This window comes from Vibrio sp. Sgm 5 (genome assembly GCF_026241575.1).
Classification (GTDB): domain Bacteria; phylum Pseudomonadota; class Gammaproteobacteria; order Enterobacterales; family Vibrionaceae; genus Vibrio; species Vibrio jasicida.
Genome location: NZ_JAPHPY010000003.1, coordinates 127170 through 146662, shown reverse-complemented (window position 1 = coordinate 146662; position 19493 = coordinate 127170). Strand labels below are relative to the sequence as shown.

At 47.0% G+C, this 19493-nt stretch carries 19 protein-coding genes and 1 pseudogene; 13 read left to right on the top strand and 7 right to left on the bottom strand.

The genetic code is table 11. The features are described 5' to 3' along the window. Positions 1-18 precede the first annotated feature (18 nt). Genes gspG through OQJ86_RS03075 form a run of 8 tightly spaced genes read left to right on the top strand, consistent with a single transcriptional unit; the run spans position 19 to position 5596 of the window. Positions 19-462: a type II secretion system major pseudopilin GspG gene (gene gspG / locus OQJ86_RS03110; protein ID WP_265986253.1), complete on the top strand. Its 444-nt coding sequence runs from the start codon at positions 19-21 to the stop codon at positions 460-462. A gap of 31 nt (positions 463-493) precedes the next feature. Then, positions 494-1099, top strand: a complete 606-nt coding sequence (gene gspH / locus OQJ86_RS03105; protein WP_038870061.1) for a type II secretion system minor pseudopilin GspH — start codon at positions 494-496, stop codon at positions 1097-1099. Beyond that, positions 1086-1475, top strand: a complete 390-nt coding sequence (gspI, locus tag OQJ86_RS03100; protein ID WP_258070277.1) for a type II secretion system minor pseudopilin GspI — start codon at positions 1086-1088, stop codon at positions 1473-1475. The genes gspH and gspI overlap by 14 nt, the downstream gene beginning before the upstream one ends. A gap of 22 nt (positions 1476-1497) precedes the next feature. Beyond that, positions 1498-2160: a type II secretion system minor pseudopilin GspJ gene (gene gspJ / locus OQJ86_RS03095; RefSeq protein WP_102848058.1), complete on the top strand. Its 663-nt coding sequence runs from the start codon at positions 1498-1500 to the stop codon at positions 2158-2160. Further along, positions 2153-3163, top strand: a complete 1011-nt coding sequence (gspK, locus tag OQJ86_RS03090) for a type II secretion system minor pseudopilin GspK (protein ID WP_038870065.1) — start codon at positions 2153-2155, stop codon at positions 3161-3163. Before gspJ ends, gspK begins: the two co-directional genes overlap by 8 nt. Continuing rightward, positions 3132-4334 carry a type II secretion system protein GspL gene (gene gspL, locus OQJ86_RS03085; protein ID WP_265986249.1) on the top strand — a complete coding sequence of 401 codons (1203 nt, stop codon included), beginning with the start codon at positions 3132-3134 and terminating at the stop codon, positions 4332-4334. Before gspK ends, gspL begins: the two co-directional genes overlap by 32 nt. A gap of 7 nt (positions 4335-4341) precedes the next feature. Next, on the top strand, positions 4342-4833 hold the full coding sequence (locus tag OQJ86_RS03080) for a type II secretion system protein M (protein WP_038870069.1): 492 nt from the start codon (positions 4342-4344) through the stop codon (positions 4831-4833). Between the two features lies 1 nt (position 4834). After that, positions 4835-5596: a type II secretion system protein N gene (locus tag OQJ86_RS03075; protein ID WP_265986247.1), complete on the top strand. Its 762-nt coding sequence runs from the start codon at positions 4835-4837 to the stop codon at positions 5594-5596. Positions 5597-5884: 288 nt separating this feature from the next. Here the strand turns inward: OQJ86_RS03075 and cysQ are convergent, their stop codons facing one another. The 4 genes from cysQ to OQJ86_RS03055 all read right to left on the bottom strand — a co-directional run bounded on the left by cysQ (position 5885) and on the right by OQJ86_RS03055 (position 8924). Further along, a complete protein-coding gene (cysQ, locus tag OQJ86_RS03070; protein WP_038870073.1) occupies positions 5885-6712 on the bottom strand; it encodes a 3'(2'),5'-bisphosphate nucleotidase CysQ in 828 nt (275 codons plus the stop codon). Between the two features lie 44 nt (positions 6713-6756). Then, positions 6757-7326 carry an ADP compounds hydrolase NudE gene (gene nudE / locus OQJ86_RS03065; protein ID WP_038876989.1) on the bottom strand — a complete coding sequence of 190 codons (570 nt, stop codon included), beginning with the start codon at positions 7324-7326 and terminating at the stop codon, positions 6757-6759. A 190-nt stretch (positions 7327-7516) separates the two neighbouring features. Beyond that, entirely contained in the window at positions 7517-8101 is a 585-nt protein-coding gene (gene nfuA, locus OQJ86_RS03060; protein ID WP_038870077.1) for a Fe-S biogenesis protein NfuA, read from the bottom strand. 97 nt (positions 8102-8198) lie between these two features. Next, positions 8199-8924: a phosphoribosyltransferase family protein gene (locus tag OQJ86_RS03055; RefSeq protein WP_265986246.1), complete on the bottom strand. Its 726-nt coding sequence runs from the start codon at positions 8922-8924 to the stop codon at positions 8199-8201. An 84-nt stretch (positions 8925-9008) separates the two neighbouring features. Here OQJ86_RS03055 and bioH point away from each other — a divergent pair, with 84 nt between their 5' ends. Together bioH and OQJ86_RS03045 are read left to right on the top strand one after the other, a co-directional pair. Further along, entirely contained in the window at positions 9009-9773 is a 765-nt protein-coding gene (bioH, locus tag OQJ86_RS03050; RefSeq protein WP_039975981.1) for a pimeloyl-ACP methyl ester esterase BioH, read from the top strand. Between the two features lie 137 nt (positions 9774-9910). Beyond that, positions 9911-10375 carry an ATP-dependent Lon protease gene (locus OQJ86_RS03045; protein WP_265986244.1) on the top strand — a complete coding sequence of 155 codons (465 nt, stop codon included), beginning with the start codon at positions 9911-9913 and terminating at the stop codon, positions 10373-10375. A 104-nt stretch (positions 10376-10479) separates the two neighbouring features. On the opposite strand, the gene OQJ86_RS03040 is transcribed toward OQJ86_RS03045, so the two are convergent. Further along, on the bottom strand, positions 10480-12801 hold the full coding sequence (locus OQJ86_RS03040; RefSeq protein WP_265986243.1) for a Tex family protein: 2322 nt from the start codon (positions 12799-12801) through the stop codon (positions 10480-10482). A gap of 210 nt (positions 12802-13011) precedes the next feature. Here OQJ86_RS03040 and OQJ86_RS03035 point away from each other — a divergent pair, with 210 nt between their 5' ends. Beyond that, on the top strand, positions 13012-14895 hold the full coding sequence (locus OQJ86_RS03035; protein ID WP_265986241.1) for a RimK/LysX family protein: 1884 nt from the start codon (positions 13012-13014) through the stop codon (positions 14893-14895). A 72-nt stretch (positions 14896-14967) separates the two neighbouring features. Here OQJ86_RS03035 and greB read toward each other — a convergent pair. Continuing rightward, positions 14968-15454, bottom strand: a pseudogene (gene greB / locus OQJ86_RS03030) (transcription elongation factor GreB). 214 nt (positions 15455-15668) lie between these two features. Between greB and ompR the strand changes: the two are divergent. Then, positions 15669-16388: a two-component system response regulator OmpR gene (ompR, locus tag OQJ86_RS03025; RefSeq protein WP_265986240.1), complete on the top strand. Its 720-nt coding sequence runs from the start codon at positions 15669-15671 to the stop codon at positions 16386-16388. A 125-nt stretch (positions 16389-16513) separates the two neighbouring features. Continuing rightward, entirely contained in the window at positions 16514-17806 is a 1293-nt protein-coding gene (gene envZ / locus OQJ86_RS03020; protein ID WP_265986239.1) for a two-component system sensor histidine kinase EnvZ, read from the top strand. A gap of 77 nt (positions 17807-17883) precedes the next feature. Here the strand turns inward: envZ and OQJ86_RS03015 are convergent, their stop codons facing one another. Then, entirely contained in the window at positions 17884-19275 is a 1392-nt protein-coding gene (locus tag OQJ86_RS03015; RefSeq protein ID WP_061035051.1) for a uracil-xanthine permease family protein, read from the bottom strand. Positions 19276-19493 lie beyond the last annotated feature (218 nt).

The following is a 19493-nucleotide window of genomic DNA, read 5'->3' as shown; positions in this document are numbered from 1 at the left end:
TAACTTTCGGAGATAATAATGAAATTTAAGCGTAGTAAACAACAAGGCTTTACACTTTTAGAAGTGATGGTTGTTGTGGTTATCCTAGGTATTTTGGCGAGTGTTGTTGTTCCTAACTTACTTGGTAACAAAGAAAAAGCAGACCAACAAAAAGCGATCACCGATATTGTTGCATTAGAAAATGCACTGGATATGTACAAGTTGGATAACAGCGTTTACCCAACAACAGACCAAGGTCTTGATGCGTTAGTAAACAAACCATCGAACCCAGAACCACGCAACTACCGCGATGGTGGCTACATTAAGCGTTTACCGTCTGATCCATGGGGCAATGAGTACCAATACCTAAGCCCTGGTGACAACGGTACGATTGATATCTTTACTCTAGGTGCAGATGGACAAGAGGGCGGTGAAGGCCCTGCGTCGGATATCGGCAACTGGAACATACAAGATTTCCAATAAGATAAAGTTCAAACCAGCACTAATGAAGCAAATGCAAAAACATCGTGGTTTTACATTAATAGAAATTCTATTGGTGTTGGTTTTGTTATCTCTTACCGCAGTCGCCGTAATAGCGACCCTGCCTACCAGTCAGAAAGATCTTTCCAAACAATATGCTCAAAGCTTTTTCCAGCGCTTACAGCTACTGAATGAAGAAGCTGTATTGAGCGGCAAAGACTTTGGTTTACGTGTTGATGATGTGAAATCCACTTACGTCTTGCTCAGCTTGACTCAAGATGGATGGCAACCATTGGAATTGAAACAGATTCCTAGTGAGACCAAATTGGAAGGCGATATTTCGCTGCAATTGGATCTTGGTGGTGGCGCATGGGACGATGACGACCGACTATTTGAACCTGGTTCTTTGTTTGATGAGGACATGTTTGCGGAAGAAGATGACAAAGAGAAAAAGAAAGTGAAGCCACCTCAAGTATTCATTTTCTCTAGTGCGGAAGTCACGCCATTTAGTTTGTCTTTCTTTCCTGAAGATGGCGACGCATTTAACGATGGTTGGCGCATTATTGGCAAAGAAACCGGCGAAATCTTGTTACTAGAGCCTGGTGAAGAATTGGAAGACGACAACAATGCGACATTCTAAGCAAAGCCGTATCGGTTCTTCTTCGCTTCATACTAGAGGCATGACGTTGTTGGAAGTGTTGGTCGCATTGGCGATTTTTGCGACGGCGGCAATCAGTGTGATTCGCTCGGTGAGTCAACACATTAATACTGTCAGTTATTTAGAAGAAAAAATGTTTGCAGCCATGGTTGTGGATAACCAAATGGCCAATGTGATGCTCTCGACTGAAAAACTCAAAGCCAAAAAAGGCACTGAAGAGTTAGCGGGGCGAACTTGGTATTGGAAGGTAACTCCTGTTGCCACCGCGCAGCCATTGCTGAAAGCATTTGATGTCAGTGTCGCAACTGAAAAAGAAGCGAGTCCTGTTGTGACGGTGAGAAGCTATGTTGCGGAGTAATAAGCGATATAAGGCATCAAGTATGAAATCGAATCGAGGTTTTACCTTGATCGAAGTGCTCGTCTCGATTGCTATTTTTGCGAGCTTAAGCGTTGCTGCCTATCAAGTGGTCTCGCAGGTGCAACGCAGTAATGTGTTATCGCAAGAACGTACGCAGCGTTTGAACGAGTTGCAACGTGCAATGGTGATGATGGATAACGATTTCCGCCAAATGGCCATGCGTCAGATGCGAACCAATGGCGAAGAGCCATCAAAGCAGTTGTTGTTTTGGTCGGAATACCTGCTTGATTCGGATGCGAAAGGCGTGATGTTTGCGCGTTTGGGGTGGCACAACCCTCAGCAGCAATTCCCACGTGGTGAAGTCACGAAAGTTGGCTATCGCATTAAAGATGAAGTTCTACAGCGTGTATGGTGGCGTTACCCAGATACACCCGTTGGACAAGAAGGTATTGTGACACCGCTTCTGACTCAGGTCGAAGAATTTGATATGCGTTTCTACGATGGCAAAGCGTGGAAAAAAACATGGGAAAGTAAGCAAGAGTTACCGAAAGCGGTTTCTGTTGTTTTGAAACTCAAAGACTACGGTGAGATCAGCCGCACTTACTTAACCTCTGGAGGCAAGATTAGCGCCTCTGGGCAAGATGACTCATCCAATGATGAATCCTCCGGAGGCAATAATGGCTAAGCGACAACGTGGTGTAGCGCTTATTATTGTTTTAATGCTACTGGCGATTATGACGACCGTTGCAGCAAGTATGTCTGAACGATTGTTTTTGCAGTTTCAGCGAGGCGCGAACCAGATCAATTACCAACAGGCGTATTGGTATAGTTTGGGGGTTGAGGCGTTGGCTGAAATTGGTATTGAGCAGAGCTACGAAGACAGCGATACCATTAATATGAGCCAGCCCTGGGCAATTAAAGAACAAGTGTATCCGCTAGATTATGGTCAAGCGGCCGGACGCATCGTAGACAAACAAGCTTGCTTTAATATGAATGTATTAGCGAGTGTTCAGCCATCGGGTGACTCGACAAATCGTCCTTATTTGGTGCAAGTGTTCCAGCGCTTGATGGAAGAGATGGACGTGGAACCATACCAAGCGGAAGTGATTGCTGATTCGACTTGGGAATACGTCGATAGCGACAGCACAGTGCGCTCCGCTGCCGGTGTAGAAGACAGCACTTATGAGGCAATGAAGCCTGCGTATTTACCACCCAATGGCCTGATGGCTGATGCCAGCGAACTGAGAGCGGTATATCAAGTCACGGGGGACATTTATCAGAAGATCGCACCGATGATTTGTGCTATTCCGACAGACGATTGGCGTTTGAACGTAAATACTATTGAAGTCGAACAAGCGCCGATCTTAGTCGCGATGTTTACTCCTGGCTTGAGTTCTAGTGATGCGGTGCAGTTAATTGAAAAGCGCCCTTTCGATGGTTGGGATAGTGTTGATGAATTTTTAGCTGAGTCAGAATTAGCTGGCTTGAGCGATGATGTAAAGAAAAATGCTAAAGGCTACTTAGGAGTCGATAGCTCCTTTTTTGAATTGGACGCACAAGTACTGGTGGATGAATCCCGAGTACGTATCCGTAGTCTTTTACAAAGTACAGATAGAGAAACGGTGACTGTCGTTCGCCGTCGTTTTGGAGGAATCAGTGAGCGAGTTTCTGACCGTTCGGCTGAGTAGCGAACAACAAAGTACCATTCCATGGTTGGTGTGGTCGACACAACAGCAAGACGTGATTGCCAGTGGTGAACTCGCCGGATGGGAACATCTGGATGAGTTGGCGTCTTACGCTGATCAGCGACAAGTGATTGCCTTGTTAGCCAGTAATGATGTTGTGCTGACAGAAGTAGATATCCCGCCGGGTGCTGCTCGTCAGTTTGATAGCATGCTGCCTTATTTGGTGGAAGATGAAGTCGCACAAGACGTGGATAACCTGCATTTCACAGTATTAGACAAGCAAGCAGAGAAAGCGCAAATTTGTGCTGTTGAGCGTGCTTGGGTTCAAACCATTTTGCAGCGTTTTTCCAGTCAAGGTATTGTAATTAAGCGTATCCTTCCTGATGTGCTGGCGTTGCCTGTGCATGAAGAAAACAGCTCTGCGGTAGCGTTGGGTGAGCAATGGCTAATTCGTCATTCCAATACTCAAGGTGCGGTGGTCGATGCGTCGTGGCTAGATTTATACCTTTCTGCTTATCTGCAAGCGAATGAAGGATGGAAACTTGATTGTTACAGTTCGATTCCTGAATCTTCACTCCCAGAGGTTTGGGTCGCAAAGCCTGAAGAAATGGCGATGGCACTACTTGCTAAAGGTGTTTCTGAAAGCAAGGTCAACCTATTAACGGGTAGCTTCAAGCCAAAATCGTCTTGGGGTAAGTACGTAAAAGTCTGGCAAAAATCTGCTATCGCTGCGGGTGTGCTATTGGTTGTTCTTGTGGGGCAGCAATTGCTGGTGGTCCATAAATATGAGGCGCAAGCACAAGCCTATCGTGAAGAAAGTGAACGCATTTTCCGCCAAATTTTCCCGAACAAGAAGCGAATTCCAACGGTCAGTTACCTTAAGCGTCAGATGACCGATGAAGAGCGTCGTCTTTCTGGTGGTACAAGTGAAACAGCAATGCTGTCTTGGATAGCGGCACTGCCAACGACACTGGGTCAGGTTAAAGATCTGGAGATAACCAGCTTTAAATACGATGGCCAACGCGGTGAAGTACGCATTCAAGCAAGCAGTTCAGATTTCCAACCGTTTGAGCAAGCGCGTGTGAAATTGGCAGAAAAGTTCACTGTTGAACAAGGTCAGCTGAATCGCAACGGAAATGTTGTGATAGGCAGCTTTGTACTAAAACGTTTGTGAGGTGATGATGAAGAATTTAATCGCTCAGGCTCAAGCTTGGTGGAATAGCATCTCACAACGTGAGCAACGTTTGGTGATGGGTGGTGGTGTGATTGCCATTATCGGAATGATTTATTGGGGGCTACTACAGCCAATGAATCAACGAGCTGAACTCGCTCAGACTCGAATTCAGTCAGAAAAACAGTTGTTGAATTGGGTGCAAGACAAGGCTGATGATATTACTGCTCTACGCAAAAGTGGTGGAGTCAGCTTCTCTAATCAACCTCTGAACCAATTAGTTTCTTCTTCTGCTCGTCGTTACAAAGTGGAGCTGATTCGAGTTCAACCACGTAATGAAAGTGTTCAAGTTTGGATTAAGCCATTGGCATTTAACCAGATGGTGGATTGGCTGCGTTACCTAAAAGAACAACAAGGTATTGAGGTGGAGTTTCTCGATATCGATCGTACAGACCAAGCAGGCATGATTGATGTGAACCGCCTGCAATTTAAGCGAGGTTAAGGTGAAGCGAGCAATACTTTACGTTGTTATATTCATAGCCTTTTTCTCCACAAGTTTGATTGTTGGTTTGCCTGTTTCTTGGGTGCTTCAACAAGTACCGACGGTAAGAGGGTTAGAGATTCAAGATGCCCAAGGCTCTGTGTGGCAAGGCCGTGCTTCTAACATCAGCTGGCAGCGTCAAAATCTCGGTGAGGTAAATTGGGATTTCCAACTATCAAGCTTATTCACTGGTAAAGCGGAATTCGCCGTACGTTTTGGCCGTGGAAGTGATATGGACGTTCGTGGTCGTGGTTTGGTTGGCTATAGCCTAACTGGTGGTCCATACGCTGAAAATTTGGTTGCATCGATTCCGGCTGCCAAAGTAGTGGAGCAAGCACGTCTTCCTGTACCGGTTGGTGTTGAAGGTCAGCTTGAGTTGAACATCCGTCATGCGACTTACGCGGCACCTTGGTGTAAAACGGGTGAAGGTACACTAGTTTGGAATGCGAGTGGCATTCAAAGCCCGCTCGGTAGCCTTGAACTTGGTCCTGTGATTGCCGATCTGAACTGTAAAGACAGCGTACTATCGGCATCAGGTGAGCAAAAGAGCAAGCAAGTGTCCGCAGCGTTTTCTGCCGAGTTGATGCCAAATCAGCGCTACTCTACTAAAGCGTGGTTTAAACCTGGGGCGGAGTTCCCATCAGGGATGAGTGACCAACTGAAATGGTTGGGCAACCCGAACGCTCAAGGCCAATACGAGTTTGATTACAAAGGGCGTTTCTAGTCAGTTTTAGAAACCATCCCATTATTGAAGAGCTGCTAATGTGCAGCTCTTTTTGCTTTTAGATCATAGTAGGCCAAACCTGCTATTCGCTGTACAGGAAATTCAGTTGGTTATTTACTGTTTGTCTAACCTTCTGATTTTTAAGTAAATGGTATGAATATGTACAGCTGGGTGAGTATTTAGAACATAGTAGGCTAAATGCTCCTATCGCGGTACAAGAGATAAAAAGAAAGGCCACGAAGTCGATTCGTGGCCTTTTAAAATCTAGCTATGCAGTTTGGATTGTGATCAATCTTTGCGTTGTAGAATCTCGTCCCAAGGTAAGTCAGCATCGCCCAGTACGATGAAGTTCGGATTTTCTAACGTCTCGCGCTCGTTGTAAGACAGCGGCTCAAGTTGTGTGCTGAGAATACGTCCGCCCGCTTCTTCAACAATACACTGCGTAGCCGCAGTATCCCACTCGCCAGTTGGACCTAGACGTAAGTAACAGTCCACAGCACCTTCAGCGACAAGGCATGCTTTAAGTGCGGCAGAGCCGAGTGGAATTAAATCGTAGTTCCAAGCACTGCTCATACGACTGGTAATGCGGTTGATGTCTTGACGACGACTGATTGCGATTGCGATGTTTTGTCCCGGTTGTTCATGTTTGTGGGTATGAATTTTCACACTCTCTGACATGTCTGGGATCTTCCATGCACCTTTGCCATTGTAAGCATAGTAAGTTACGCCAGAAACTGGACCGTAAACTACTCCCATGGTTGGCTTGTTGTTGTCGATCAGAGCAATGATTGTCGCGAAGTCACCACTGCGTGCGATGAATTCTTGTGTACCATCAAGAGGGTCAACTAACCAGTAACGTTCCCACTGTGCGCGTTGTTCTAAGCTAATGTCCGCTGCTTCTTCTGAAAGCACGGGGATATCAGGTGTCAGCTCGCTTAGGCGTTCTGTAATTAGCTTATGTGCTGCAATGTCGGCACTGGTGACCGGTGTCTCATCACTTTTGATGTAGGCTTCGTACTGCTTTTTTTCGTAGATATCTAAAATCAATTGTCCTGCACTACGCGCGATCTCGATGACTTGCGGGAGCAGGTGAGATAAATCTTTTGTCATTGGCATAAGTAATGGTCCTTTCTCACAATTATGGCTCGGCTCTTTGACCGTTATTGGTTTTGGTTGTGAGTGGTGTTTTGTAAGTGTTTTAGTGCCAACATCAACGCCGTGATGCTTCTTGCTTCACAAAAATCCAAGTGCGTTAATAATTCTTCGGCTTGAGCAAGTGGCCAGCGAACAATTTCTAATGGCTCTGGCTCATCACCTTCTTGTTTTTCAGGGTAAAGGCTTTGTCCTAAGAACAAGGTCATCTTGCTGGAGAAATAAGAAGGAGCAAGGATGACTTGTTTGAGTGGTGTTAGCGCGTTAGAGCCAAAACCAATTTCTTCTTTAAGCTCACGATTTGCCGCTTGATGCGGAGTCTCCCCTGGGTCAATCAAACCTTTTGGAAAGCCGAGCTCGTAGCGTTCTGTGCCTGCTGCGTATTCGCGTACGAGCAGTAAATCGCCTTGCTCCGTAACAGGAACAACCATTACAGCATCGCGCCCACTTGGCTTCATACGCTCGTAGGTACGCAACTCACCATTAGAGAAGCGAAGGTCTAGGGCTTCCACTGCAAACAGTTTAGATTGTGCGACCGTCTGACAAGAGAGTATCTCTGGTGGGGTCCTTTTCGACATAACGCCGGCTCCTATGTGTCGTTGACTCTTTAAAGCTAATGAGATTTCTTAATATATGAGAAGAAGGCTCGAGTTTCTAGCGTGATGATTCAGCTTCGTTCGATTGAAAACAAAAATGGGAAGCAAACGCCTCCCATTTTTCGTCAATGTACACTTTTACTGGCTCTCAAAGCCGAGTTCTTTTGAACGTTTAGTAGTAAGAGTGATCACCACGGTCATGTTCTGTTGCGTCGCGAACCGCTGTCAATTCACCAATGAATTGGTTCAGTAGTTCTTTCTCGATGCCTTCTTTTAGTGTCACATCAACCATTGAACAGCCGTTACAGCCGCCACCGAATGCAACGATAGCGATACCGTCGTCAGTGATTTCAACAAGGTTTACGTGACCACCATGACCTGCTAGCTGAGGGTTCACTTGAGTTTGGATTACGTACTCTACACGCTCTACTAGAGGAGCGTCGTCAGACACTTTGCGCATTTTTGCGTTAGGTGCTTTTAGCGTCAGTTGAGAACCCATTTTATCTGTTACGAAATCGATTTCAGCATCTTCCAGGAAAGGTAGGCTTAGCTCGTCAACGAAAGCAGAGAAACCGCTGTAAGGGATTTCGGTGTCAGTGCCTTCAATGGCTTCTGGTGGGCAGTAAGACACGCCACACTCTGCGTTTTGTGTTCCTGGGTTTACAACGAAAACTCGAATGTTAGTACCTTCAGGTTGTTGGCCTAAAAGGTTGGCGAAATGCGTTTGCGCAGTTTCTGTAATAGTAATATTTGACACGACGAATACCTGAGTAAATTTGTAGGCTATTGCTGCTATTCTACTCCTGTTACCGCCTTGGTCTAGTCTTTTTGATACTAAGGCATTGCCAAGCGATCTAGCCTGAACCAGGGGCAGGAGTTCTGCAGATGCAGTAAATATCGATGCTTTCTACGCCAACTTCAAGTAGTAAATGACATAATTGTCGGACGGTACTGCCTGTTGTGACAACATCGTCCACGATAGCAATGTGGGAAAAGTTTACCTCACCGTGTAGGGCAAATGCTGCTTTCAAATTTTGCTCGCGACCTGCTTTTTTATTTCCACGTTGAGATTGTGCGCTTTTGACGCGTTTAAAAACGCGATTGCGATAGTTGCTATTCAAGTGGTGCGCTAAATGTGTCGCCAAGACATGACTCTGATTAAATCCTCGCTTTAAGTAACGTTGCCAATGCAAAGGGACACTAGTAATGGTAGGAGCAGGATGCTCGATTCGTTCCGCTAACAATTGAGTTAGGGCGGTAACATGCCAAGATTCACCATTATCCTTAAAGCGTTGTACTTGATGAGAAAGGGGGAAATCATAATCTCCCAACGTATACAAACGTTGCCAAGGCGGTGGCTCTTTCAGGCACTCACCGCACTCCGTGGAGGTTTGTGACGCCTTCTCTGTCATTTTTAAACCACAGCGAGTGCACCGTTTGATGGGTGTAAGGTGTTCAAAACAATGGTCGCACCAACGCATTGGGTTTGGTTTCTGTTCAGCGGAAATCGGAAATCGACACAAACCGCATTGATTGCCAAGTACACGGTGCATGATGTTTTGCCATTGATCAGATAACATACAATCCATCCAAGGTGAGCGAATTATCAGATTAAAGCTTGGAATGTCTGGTAAGGAATAAGATAAGTGGGAGAGAACGAGAGCATGAGCACAAATTTACACTGGCAGTCGTTTGGTCAAGGACCAGATTTAGTGTTGCTTCATGGATGGGGCATGAATGGTGCGGTATGGCAGCAGACGGTCGAGTCTCTTCAACCTTATTTCCGAGTGCATGTGGTCGATCTTCCGGGGTACGGACACAGCGCAGAATCTCACGCCGAAGACTTAGCAAAAATCGCTGACCTTGTTCTGCAAGATGCGCCAGAAAAAGCAGTGTGGCTTGGCTGGTCACTAGGTGGCTTGGTGGCAACCCATATTGCACTTAATGCACCGCAGCGTGTGAGCAAGTTAATCACGGTAGCCAGTTCACCAAAATTTTCTGCTGAACGTCCTTGGCGTGGCATTCAACCTAACGTGTTAACCGCATTCACTGATCAATTGCTGGAAGACTTCTCGGTCACGATTGAGCGCTTTATGGCGCTGCAAGCGATGGGCAGCCCGTCTGCGCGCAAAGACGTAAAACAACTCAAGCAAGCCGTACTATCACGTCCACAACCAAACCCTGATTCATTGTTGGTTGGTTTGAACATTCTTGCCGATGTGGATTTGCGCGATGCGCTGGCTTCCCTTTCTATGCCGATGCTACGCCTTTATGGTCGACTTGATGGTTTAGTGCCAATCAAAGTGGCAAGTGACTTGAGTGAACAGTTGCCAAGTTCTCAGCAGTTTGTTTTCAACCAATCTTCCCACGCGCCGTTCATGACCGAACATGAAGCGTTTTGTCTCCAAGTGCGAGAATTTGCCGCTTAATTAGCGAGTCTACAAATCTAAGCGAATAAAATCCTAAAGCAGTTTAAAAATTGGTCGATATAAGTTTTAGTGAACTCTATTCTTATAGGAGGAGTTTGCTGTATTGACGAGTTGGGCGACTCTGAGGAGGGTTCGCAATGATTGTGTCACCGGCTAACGTAAGCGTGCCACTGATCGCCCCATCCGTTAATGTGCAGACGGAACAAGCTGCTCGTGACAATAAAGTCCGAGAACCTGTCACGCCAACAGTCGCACTGGCAAAAACCAATGCGGAGCGCAAAGTAAAAAGTGATGAGAAGCGGCGACGCCAATCCTCGTGGGACCCATCGGAGCATCCAGGTTACGAAGTGGAACCCGAGGTGGATACCCGTTATCACGAAGAACCTGAAGACACGCTAGAGCGTCTCTTCGGTTTGCTTGCGCTCAAGAGTTACAGCGAAGATCAGGGTAAGGGCTACGCGATACGCTTTCGATTACCTAAGCGCATTTTGGATGCTGTGGTCAAAGAGGGATTGATGGAAAAGCGCAGGAAGGTGATTAAGTTTCATTATGGTCACTCGGTCGCGCCCCATACACCGTCAGAAGTGATAGCAGTATTATGACGACTCAATATCCTACTCAAACAAAAACGCTCCAAGCAGATTCACTGATTGGAGCGTTTTCTTTTTAGTTGTGAAAACTCGTTAGTGGTGAAGCCTAAGCGAGATTACTTTTTCGCTTTAGCAAACGCTGCGGCAAAAGCACCACCCATCGCGTTGTTAGATGACGAGTCATCACGGCGAGGTTGACGACGCTGCGGTTGGTCATTACGGCGCGGCGCTGCTGATGAGCGTTGGCTACGGTTGTCTTGACCCGGTTCGTCGTTCATACGCATCGACAGACCAATGCGCTTACGCTGCACGTCCACTTCCATTACTTTCACTTTAACGATGTCGCCCGCCTTCACCACTTCACGTGGATCAGACACAAAGCGATCTGTCAGTGCCGATATATGCACAAGGCCATCTTGGTGAACGCCGATATCAACGAAGGCACCGAAGTTGGCTACGTTCGATACTACGCCTTCTAGGATCATACCCGGTTCCAAGTCAGAAACTGAGTTTACACCTTCTGCAAACGTCGCCGTTTTGAATTCTGGACGTGGGTCACGGCCCGGTTTATCCAGTTCTTTGATGATGTCAGTAATGGTTGGCACACCGAAGTTATCGTCAGTGTAATCGACTGCATGCAGACCTTTTAAGAAGCTTGAATCACCAATCAGTGCTTTGATGTCTTTGCTGTTCTTTTCAGAAATCGCTTTTACCACTGGGTACGCTTCTGGGTGAACTGCAGATGCATCAAGTGGGTTCTTACCATCCATGATTCGTAGGAAGCCAGCACACTGTTCGAATGCCTTAGGACCCAAGCGAGGCACTTTCTTCAAGGTCGTGCGAGCTTCGAAACGACCGTTTTCATCACGGAAGTCGACAATGTTCTGCGCGATGGTGTTCGACAAGCCCGCTACGCGTGTCAGTAGCGCTGCAGAGGCGGTATTCACATCAACACCCACCGCGTTTACACAGTCTTCCACAATCGCATCTAGGCGTTTTGCCAGCATAGATTGGCTAACGTCGTGCTGGTACTGACCCACACCGATCGACTTAGGATCAATTTTCACTAGCTCAGCCAGTGGGTCTTGCAGACGACGAGCAATCGACACCGCACCACGCAGAGACACGTCCATATTCGGAAATTCTTTCGCTGCAAGCTCAGACGCAGAGTAAACTGATGCACCCGCTTCACTCACGATAATTTTCTGAACTTTCAGGTTGCCACGTTTAATGACGTCTGCGACAAAGCTGTCGGTTTCACGTGAAGCCGTGCCGTTGCCGATAGCGATCAAATCCACGTTGTACTTGCGCACCAACTGATCAACGACTTGCGCTGATTTGTCGTATTGCTTTTGTGGTGGGTGAGGGTAGATGGTTTCGGTTGCAAGCACCTTACCAGTCGGATCGACAATAGCAATTTTAGAGCCTGTACGCAGGCCAGGATCGAGACCAAGTGTTGCACGAGGACCTGCCGGTGCTGCCATCAACAAGTCTTTTAGGTTGGTGGCAAATACTTCAATCGCTTCGATTTCTGCGCGCTCTTTCATTGCGCCCATTAGCTCGGTTTCCATGTGCATCGATACTTTGATGCGCCATGCCCAGCTAATTACTTGCTTACGCCACGTATCCGCAGGTGCGCTGCTAAGCGTCACGCCGTAGTGGTCAGCGATAATTGTTTCGCAGTAAGACTGGCGAACGCCTTCTTCCTGTTCTGGATCGGCATTCATGGCCAATGTCAGGAAGCCCTCGTTACGACCGCGTAGCATCGCCAGTGCGCGGTGCGATGGCACTTTGCTTAGGGCCTCGTTGTGGTTGAAGTAATCTTTGAACTTCTCACCTTCTTGCTCTTTGCCTTCTACGACACGAGCACCCATTTCTGCACTGCGGTTTAGATGAGCGCGGATTTTCTCTAGAAGATTCGCGTCTTCAGCGATGCGCTCCATGATGATTGCGCGAGCGCCATCCAGTGCGGCTTTGGTGTCTGCCACGCCTTTGTCTGCATCAAGGTATTTACTTGCTTCGCTTTCTGGCTCAGTTTGCGGATGATTCCAAAGTTGGTCTGCGAGTGGCTCAAGACCGGCTTCAATCGCGATCTGACCTTTGGTACGACGCTTTGGTTTGTAAGGTAGATACAAGTCTTCAAGACGAGTCTTGCTGTCTGCCTGAGTGATTTCTTGTTCTAGCTCTGGCGTAAGTTTGCCTTGTTCTTGAATCGACTTCAGGATGGTTTGACGGCGATCGTCCAGCTCACGAAGGTAAGACAGACGGCTGTCTAGAGTACGCAGTTGGGTATCATCAAGACCGCCCGTCACCTCTTTACGGTAACGTGCAATAAATGGGACCGTGTTACCGTCATCGATAAGGGTTACAGCAGCGTTGACTTGCTCAGGGCGAACATTCAGCTCTTGAGCAATCATGCGACAGATAGCTTGGCTCATCCGTGTATTCTCTTTAATTCTGTTTGGGTATTGGTTGTGTATAGAACATTGGGGCCATTCATGGAATTTGCAATGTTTTAAACTAGTAACGCAAAAATTTACCGAGCGCTGGTGGACATCAGTCAGATTTGTGTCAAAACTGTAATTAAATTGAGAACTTATACGTTTGGTTATCGACTAACCCCTGTACCTTAGCTCACACGGAAAACAATGATGAAGAAAATGTCTTTGGCTCTGGCGCTCTCAGGTGCCTTATTAGCGGCACCGCTCGCGTGGTCACAATCTCTCTCTGCAACAACCCAAGATCCAATCTATCAACTTGATGACAAACTGGTACTAGGCCGTGTTGAAAGCGTGTATTACAGCGACATTCCAGAGCTAAGCGATGTGCCGTTCATCGGTAAAATTGATACCGGTGCCGATACGACATCGATGCACGCAGAAAACATCCATGTAAGCAGTACCAACCCAGGATACAAAAACTTAAAAGATAGCAAGTTGATGTGGGCAATCATCGATGACCTTGGAGGAACTAAAGCGAAGTGGGATGCAGACAGCTTCAAGCCTTATCAAGTGAAAGTGACGTTCACTCTTCATCACCCATACACCGGTAAAGAAATTAAGATCACCGATGATCTTGAACGTATCAGTGCGATCCGTAGCCGTACCAGTGAAAAACCTATTCTGCGCCCGACGGTAAAAATGCCGATGACCATTGCAGGGCACACGGTCGATACGGTAGTGAACCTAACCAAGCGTACTCAATTCTCAGCGCCGATTTTGATTGGTAAAACTTACCTCGATAACAACGCGTGGGTGTTTGCTGGTTATGATTACCTGCAAGAGCAGCCAAATGCACAAATGATCGGTAAGAAAGAAACGGTGAATGTTGAAGGCGTGCCATATCGCATCAGTATTTCTACTACCAGTCGCTACACCAACGTGCATGCGCTGAACATCAAGGTCGATAAGAAGAAAAAACAAGTCTCTTTCACCCTTGAAGGCGAAAACGGTAAGCGTCACCCAATGACACTGCCACTTGTTCGCATGCTGAAAACCAGCAAGAGTGAGCGTCCTTTGGTTTACCTTCCAGTGCAAGTGAGTGAAACCGAGACTCAGCAATGGTTGGTGTACCTACGTGACCGCAGTGGTTTCAGTTCGCAAATTCGCTTGGGTAAGGATGTTGCAAGCCAGCACTTTGTGATTGATACCGATAAAGAAAATCTTCTCGGCGGGGTTGAGAAGTCTTTTAAGAGTGCATTGAAATCGAAACCGCTGGTTATCTCGCCAGAGGAATCCGTCAATATTGATGGCTACGTCTTGTCTGCGTATCCCACTTTTGCGGTGAAGACACCACTGATGCGTGTGGATGGTTTTGAATTGACCGAAAAAGACAAGAAAGAAGTCGTGACCTTCTATCTCCCGAATGCAGAAGGCAAAGAAGAGAAAATCACTAAACGCGTATTGAAGAAGCTCAAGGTAGGTGACTCAGTACGCCCAGTAGTGGAAGGTGAGTTCCTATTTGGTGACGAAGAGAAGACCATTGATTTCGCCATTGATGTGTTAGAGAAGGGCGATCAAGAGCAACCATTTTTTGTCTTTGGCCACAACATGGCAAAAGGTGGTGTGCTTCTGAATACTCGTGCGGATCATTTGCTGGATGCAAAACCGCTGTTCAAAGCGGGCCATATTGAAGTGGCGGAAGTGGAAGGTATGTCATTCCCTGTGAAGTTGGATACAGGTGCGGATGTGAGCTCGATTAATGCCAAGAACATCAAACAGTTCAAGAAAGATGGCAAAGACATGGTGAGCTTTACCTACGAGAATGACAGCGGCATGAAGAAAGAATTTACCAAGCCTGTTGTCGACGTGATGCGCATTAAAGCCAAGAAAGGCGAGAAGGCCAACGTACGCCCTGTAGTGGAAATGCACGTCAAGTTGGGTGAGTTAGAGAAGAAGATTCGCGTTAACCTGCAAGACCGCAGCCGCTTCCATTACAGCATGATTCTGGGTAAGAACTTCTTGAAGCACGGTGCGATTGTTGCCAGCGATACCAACTACATTGTGACCGAGAAGCCTGACTACGAAGAGTAACCTTCAAGGTTGATATCCAAAACGTAAAAGCCGCACTCTTAAGTGCGGCTTTCTTTTTATCGTGTAACTCAATCAGTTTTCTTCGGCTTGGTAGCGAATGCTGTTAATAAACCACTCTTTGTAGCCTTCCGGCGTTCTCACTGCGAACTCGTCATCGACTTCTTTTTTTAGTAGCGCACGAGCCATTGGGGAATCAATCGAGATATAACCTTTTGCATCGCCATAGATTTCATCGGGACCAACGATTCGGAAACTCTTCACATCGCCCGCTTCGTTCTCAATTTCCACCCAAGCACCAAAGAACACTTTGCCTTCTTGCTGAGGTGAGTAATCCACCACTTTGACTTGCTCTAGACGCTTGCGTAAGTATCTGACGCGGCGGTCAATTTCACGCAAGCGTTTTTTGTTGTAAATCATAATCTGCGTTTTCGCTTCGGTCGCCTAAGCTTGCTGCCCAAGTTACCTTTTTGGTGACCTCTGGGCGATCTTCTCTCCAAAGAAAGTCGAGTTCTGTTTTTAGGCGATTGTAGCCTTCACGGGTAATTAAATTGGTTTTCATTAGAAGTAAATCAGCCGTTATTGGATTCTGTTGATCATATTAGCCTTGATTTTGTCTGACTGTAAATTGTTGTGAAGGGAAGAAAAACAAGGTGAAACATGGGAATAATCCATCAAAATCGTGGCTAAGATAAAAAGAGTAACAATTTGCACAAGCACGTTTGAAAAAACAGTGATACATTTTTGACTATAGATGCCTCTGAAAGGATGTTTCAATGCAGGAAAATCATAAAATATTAGTGGTTGATGACGATGCTCGTTTGCGTGCTCTTTTGGAGCGTTACCTTTCTGAGCAAGGTTTTCAGGTGAGAAGTGTCGCTAACGGCGAGCAGATGGATCGTCTTCTGACCCGTGAAAACTTCCACCTTATGGTGCTGGATTTAATGTTGCCGGGCGAAGATGGCTTATCGATTTGTCGTCGTTTACGTCATGCCAACAACATGCTACCTATCCTAATGCTGACGGCGAAAGGCGATGAAGTTGATCGTATCGTTGGTCTAGAAGTGGGAGCAGACGATTACTTACCAAAACCGTTTAACCCGCGCGAACTGCTGGCTCGAATTAAAGCAGTACTTCGCCGCCAAACGGTTGAACTACCTGGTGCGCCAAGCACGGAAGAGAAAGTCGTTGAGTTTGGTGACTTCCGTCTGAACCTAGGAACGCGCGAAATGTTCCGTGGTGAAGAGGCGATGCCACTGACTTCAGGTGAGTTTGCGGTGCTGAAAGCACTTGTGACTAACGCTCGTGAGCCGATGTCACGTGATAAGCTGATGAACATGGCTCGTGGTCGTGAATACTCAGCGATGGAACGTTCTATCGACGTTCAAATCTCACGTCTACGCCGCATGCTAGAAGACGATCCAAGCAAGCCACGCTACATCCAAACGGTATGGGGCTTAGGTTACGTGTTCGTCCCAGACGGCAAAGACGCGTAATACCTTCTAAGGCCTGCCGATAATACTCGGCTGCTCACATTCCACCCTCAAACCTCCTTCCTGTTTGAGGGCTGGAAACTCGCAATTAATGTTGTTCACTAGGAACAGTCCATTAGGGATCCTCCATGCGAATCCGAAGTTCATTTACACAATCCATTTTACTGTTCATTTCTTTGCTTCTCGCTAGCCAAGTCTTTTCTTACTACGCCGTTTTTAATTACGCGTTGATGCCAAGTTTGCAACAGTTCAACAAAATTCTCGCTCATGAATTGAATTTGGTTCTTGATGAAGATGGTTTACTCAAGTCTGATGCACCTCTGCGTCACCAATTGCTAGAAAATCTTGGAGTAACAGTACATAGCGTTGATAGCGAGATGATGAATGAGTTCAATCATGCGATGTCGATTGACTTGATGTCAGAAGAAATGTCGCAAGAGCTTGGCTCACCAACGGAAGTTCGTTTGCTACTTGGCAGTGAGAGCTACATTCTGTGGATGCGCATCGATCAGTTGCCGAACTCCATCATTCGTATTCCGCTCTCTGAACTGCAAGAAGAAGATTTTGCTCCGCTGTTCCGTAACAGCTTGATCATGGCGCTTCTTATCATTGCTGGTGGCTGGTTGTTTATCCGTTTGCAAAACCGACCTTTGATTGCGTTAGAAAAAGCCGCGAAAGGAGTAGGTCGAGGTGAAATTCCGCCGCCATTGCCAGAGAAAGGTGCTTCAGAAATCCGCTCTGTAACTCGCGCATTCAACCAGATGTCGAAAGGTATTCAAGAGCTGGGAGAAGATCGTGCGCTACTAATGGCAGGCATTAGTCACGACTTACGCACGCCACTGACGCGTATTCGCCTCGCGACAGAAATGATGTCACCTGAAGACAGTTACTTAGCCGAAGGCATCATCAGTGATACCGAAGAGTGTAACGAGATCATCAGTCAGTTTATGGACTACCTCAAGCCAGTAAATAAAGAGTCGTTTGAGCAGGTGGACATCAATACCATTACCAGCGATGTAGCAACGTCGGAAGGGGGTTATGAAGTCGAAATCGAAACTGACCTCAACCCTACGATGCCAACCGCGAAAGGCAGTCCAATCGCGATTAAACGCGCGGTGAGTAACCTTGTGGTTAATGCTCTACGATACGGCAATGGCTGGGTGAAAATCAGTACGGGCGTCACGGCCGACAAACAGTTGGTGTGGGTTTGCGTTGAAGACAATGGCCCGGGTATCGAGCAGTCGCAAATTGCCAAGCTGTTTGAACCTTTTACTCGTGGTGATACCGCGCGAGGCAGTGAGGGGACCGGATTGGGCTTAGCCATTGTGAAGCGTATCGTTAGCCAACATTCTGGCTCGGTTGTGGTACGTAACCGCAGTGAAGGCGGGTTAAGCGCACAAATCAGTTTCCCAACCAAGTAAGCTTTCTTGCTCAATCGATTCCAATAAAAAAGCCCAACCTATGACTAGGTTGGGCTCCCCGATCATCCTAGGCAAGGTTAGGATTCTTTTACCTCTTGAGCAACCTGCTCACCTTCCTCTTCCAATTTCTCTGGAAGCAGTAGGTTCAATACGATAGCGGTGATGCCGCCTGCCGCCACGCCTGTTGAGAAAATACTCTTGATGAACTCAGGCATGAATTGCAGAATTTCAGGTTTTTGTGCAATACCCAAACCCATTGAGAATGACAGCGCCATAATTAGGATTGCGCGGCGATCGAGATCGACACGAGAGATAATGCGCACGCCCGCTGCGGCAATGGTGCCGAACATCACGATGGTTGCGCCGCCCAGTACTGGCTCAGGAATCAGCTGAACAAAGCTTGCCACACCCGGGAACAGACCCAGAATCACCAGCATGCCTGAGATGAAGTAACCCACGTAACGGCTTGCTACGCCAGTGAGCATTATGATGCCGTTGTTTTGGCTAAAGGTAGAGTTCGGGAAGCTGTTGAATAATGCTGCAATCGCTGAGTTCAGGCCGTCAGCTAATACGCCGCCTTTGATGCGCTTCATGTAAACCGGACCTTTCACTGGCTCTCCAGAAACTTCAGACGTTGCGGTAATGTCACCAATCGCTTCTAGTGCCGTAATGAAGAAAATCAGAACCAATGGAATAAACAGCGACCAGTCGAAACTTAAGCCGTATTGCATTGGGATTGGCAGTGCGATGAGATCAGTTTCGCCCAGTGTTGAGGTATCGACCATGCCCATGAAGTACGCCATGACGTAGCCAACCAGCATAGCAATTACAATTGATGCAACGCGTAGGTATGGGTTCTTTGAACGGTTAAGAATTACGATTAGGCCAAGTACCGTACCAGCGAGAGCTAACTTGTCTAGGCTACCGAAAGAGCCGTCGCTCATTGCCGCGTAGCCACCGCCCATTGATACCAAACCCACTTGGATAAGTGTTAGACCGATAAGCGTCACGACAATGCCAGATACTAATGGCGTAATGATGCGGCGTGCGTGTTCTAGGACGCGAGATAGCAGGATTTCAGCAAAAGACGCCACCAAGATAGTACCGAAAATCGCTGCCATCATGGTGCTAAGATCAGCGCCGCCAGCTTTAAGAGAAAGACCCGCACCGATGATTGGACCTAAGAAGTTAAAGCTGGTGCCTTGCACTGAAAGCAAACCAGAGCCGATCGGACCAAAGGTACGAATTTGAATAAAGGAAGACACGCCTGACGCAAACAGTGACATGCTGATGATGGTATTGGTTTGGTCTGCAGGCACACCCAAAGACTGACAAATGATCAGAGAAGGAGTAATAACGGCTACGAACATCGCCAATAAGTGCTGAAGTGCAGCAAAAATGGTCTGAGGTAGTGGTGGACGATCGTTTAACTGATAGACCAGTTCCGAAGTTCGGTTTGAAGTTGTCATGTTTGTCTCGCTAGTCGCAATAATTCTTGCCCCAGAGCTCGCTGAATGGGAGTGCTGGGTGGAGTTGACGTTATGACCTGTGATTGCTGTTAATCAGTGTCAACTCAGGTTGGTTTGATGTGACAAGGTGCACACCATAAATTTTGAGCGCGATTATAGAGGGATTTATTCAAAAAGCAAACGTTTGCTTTGGGCTGAAAAGAAAAGGCGATAACGGA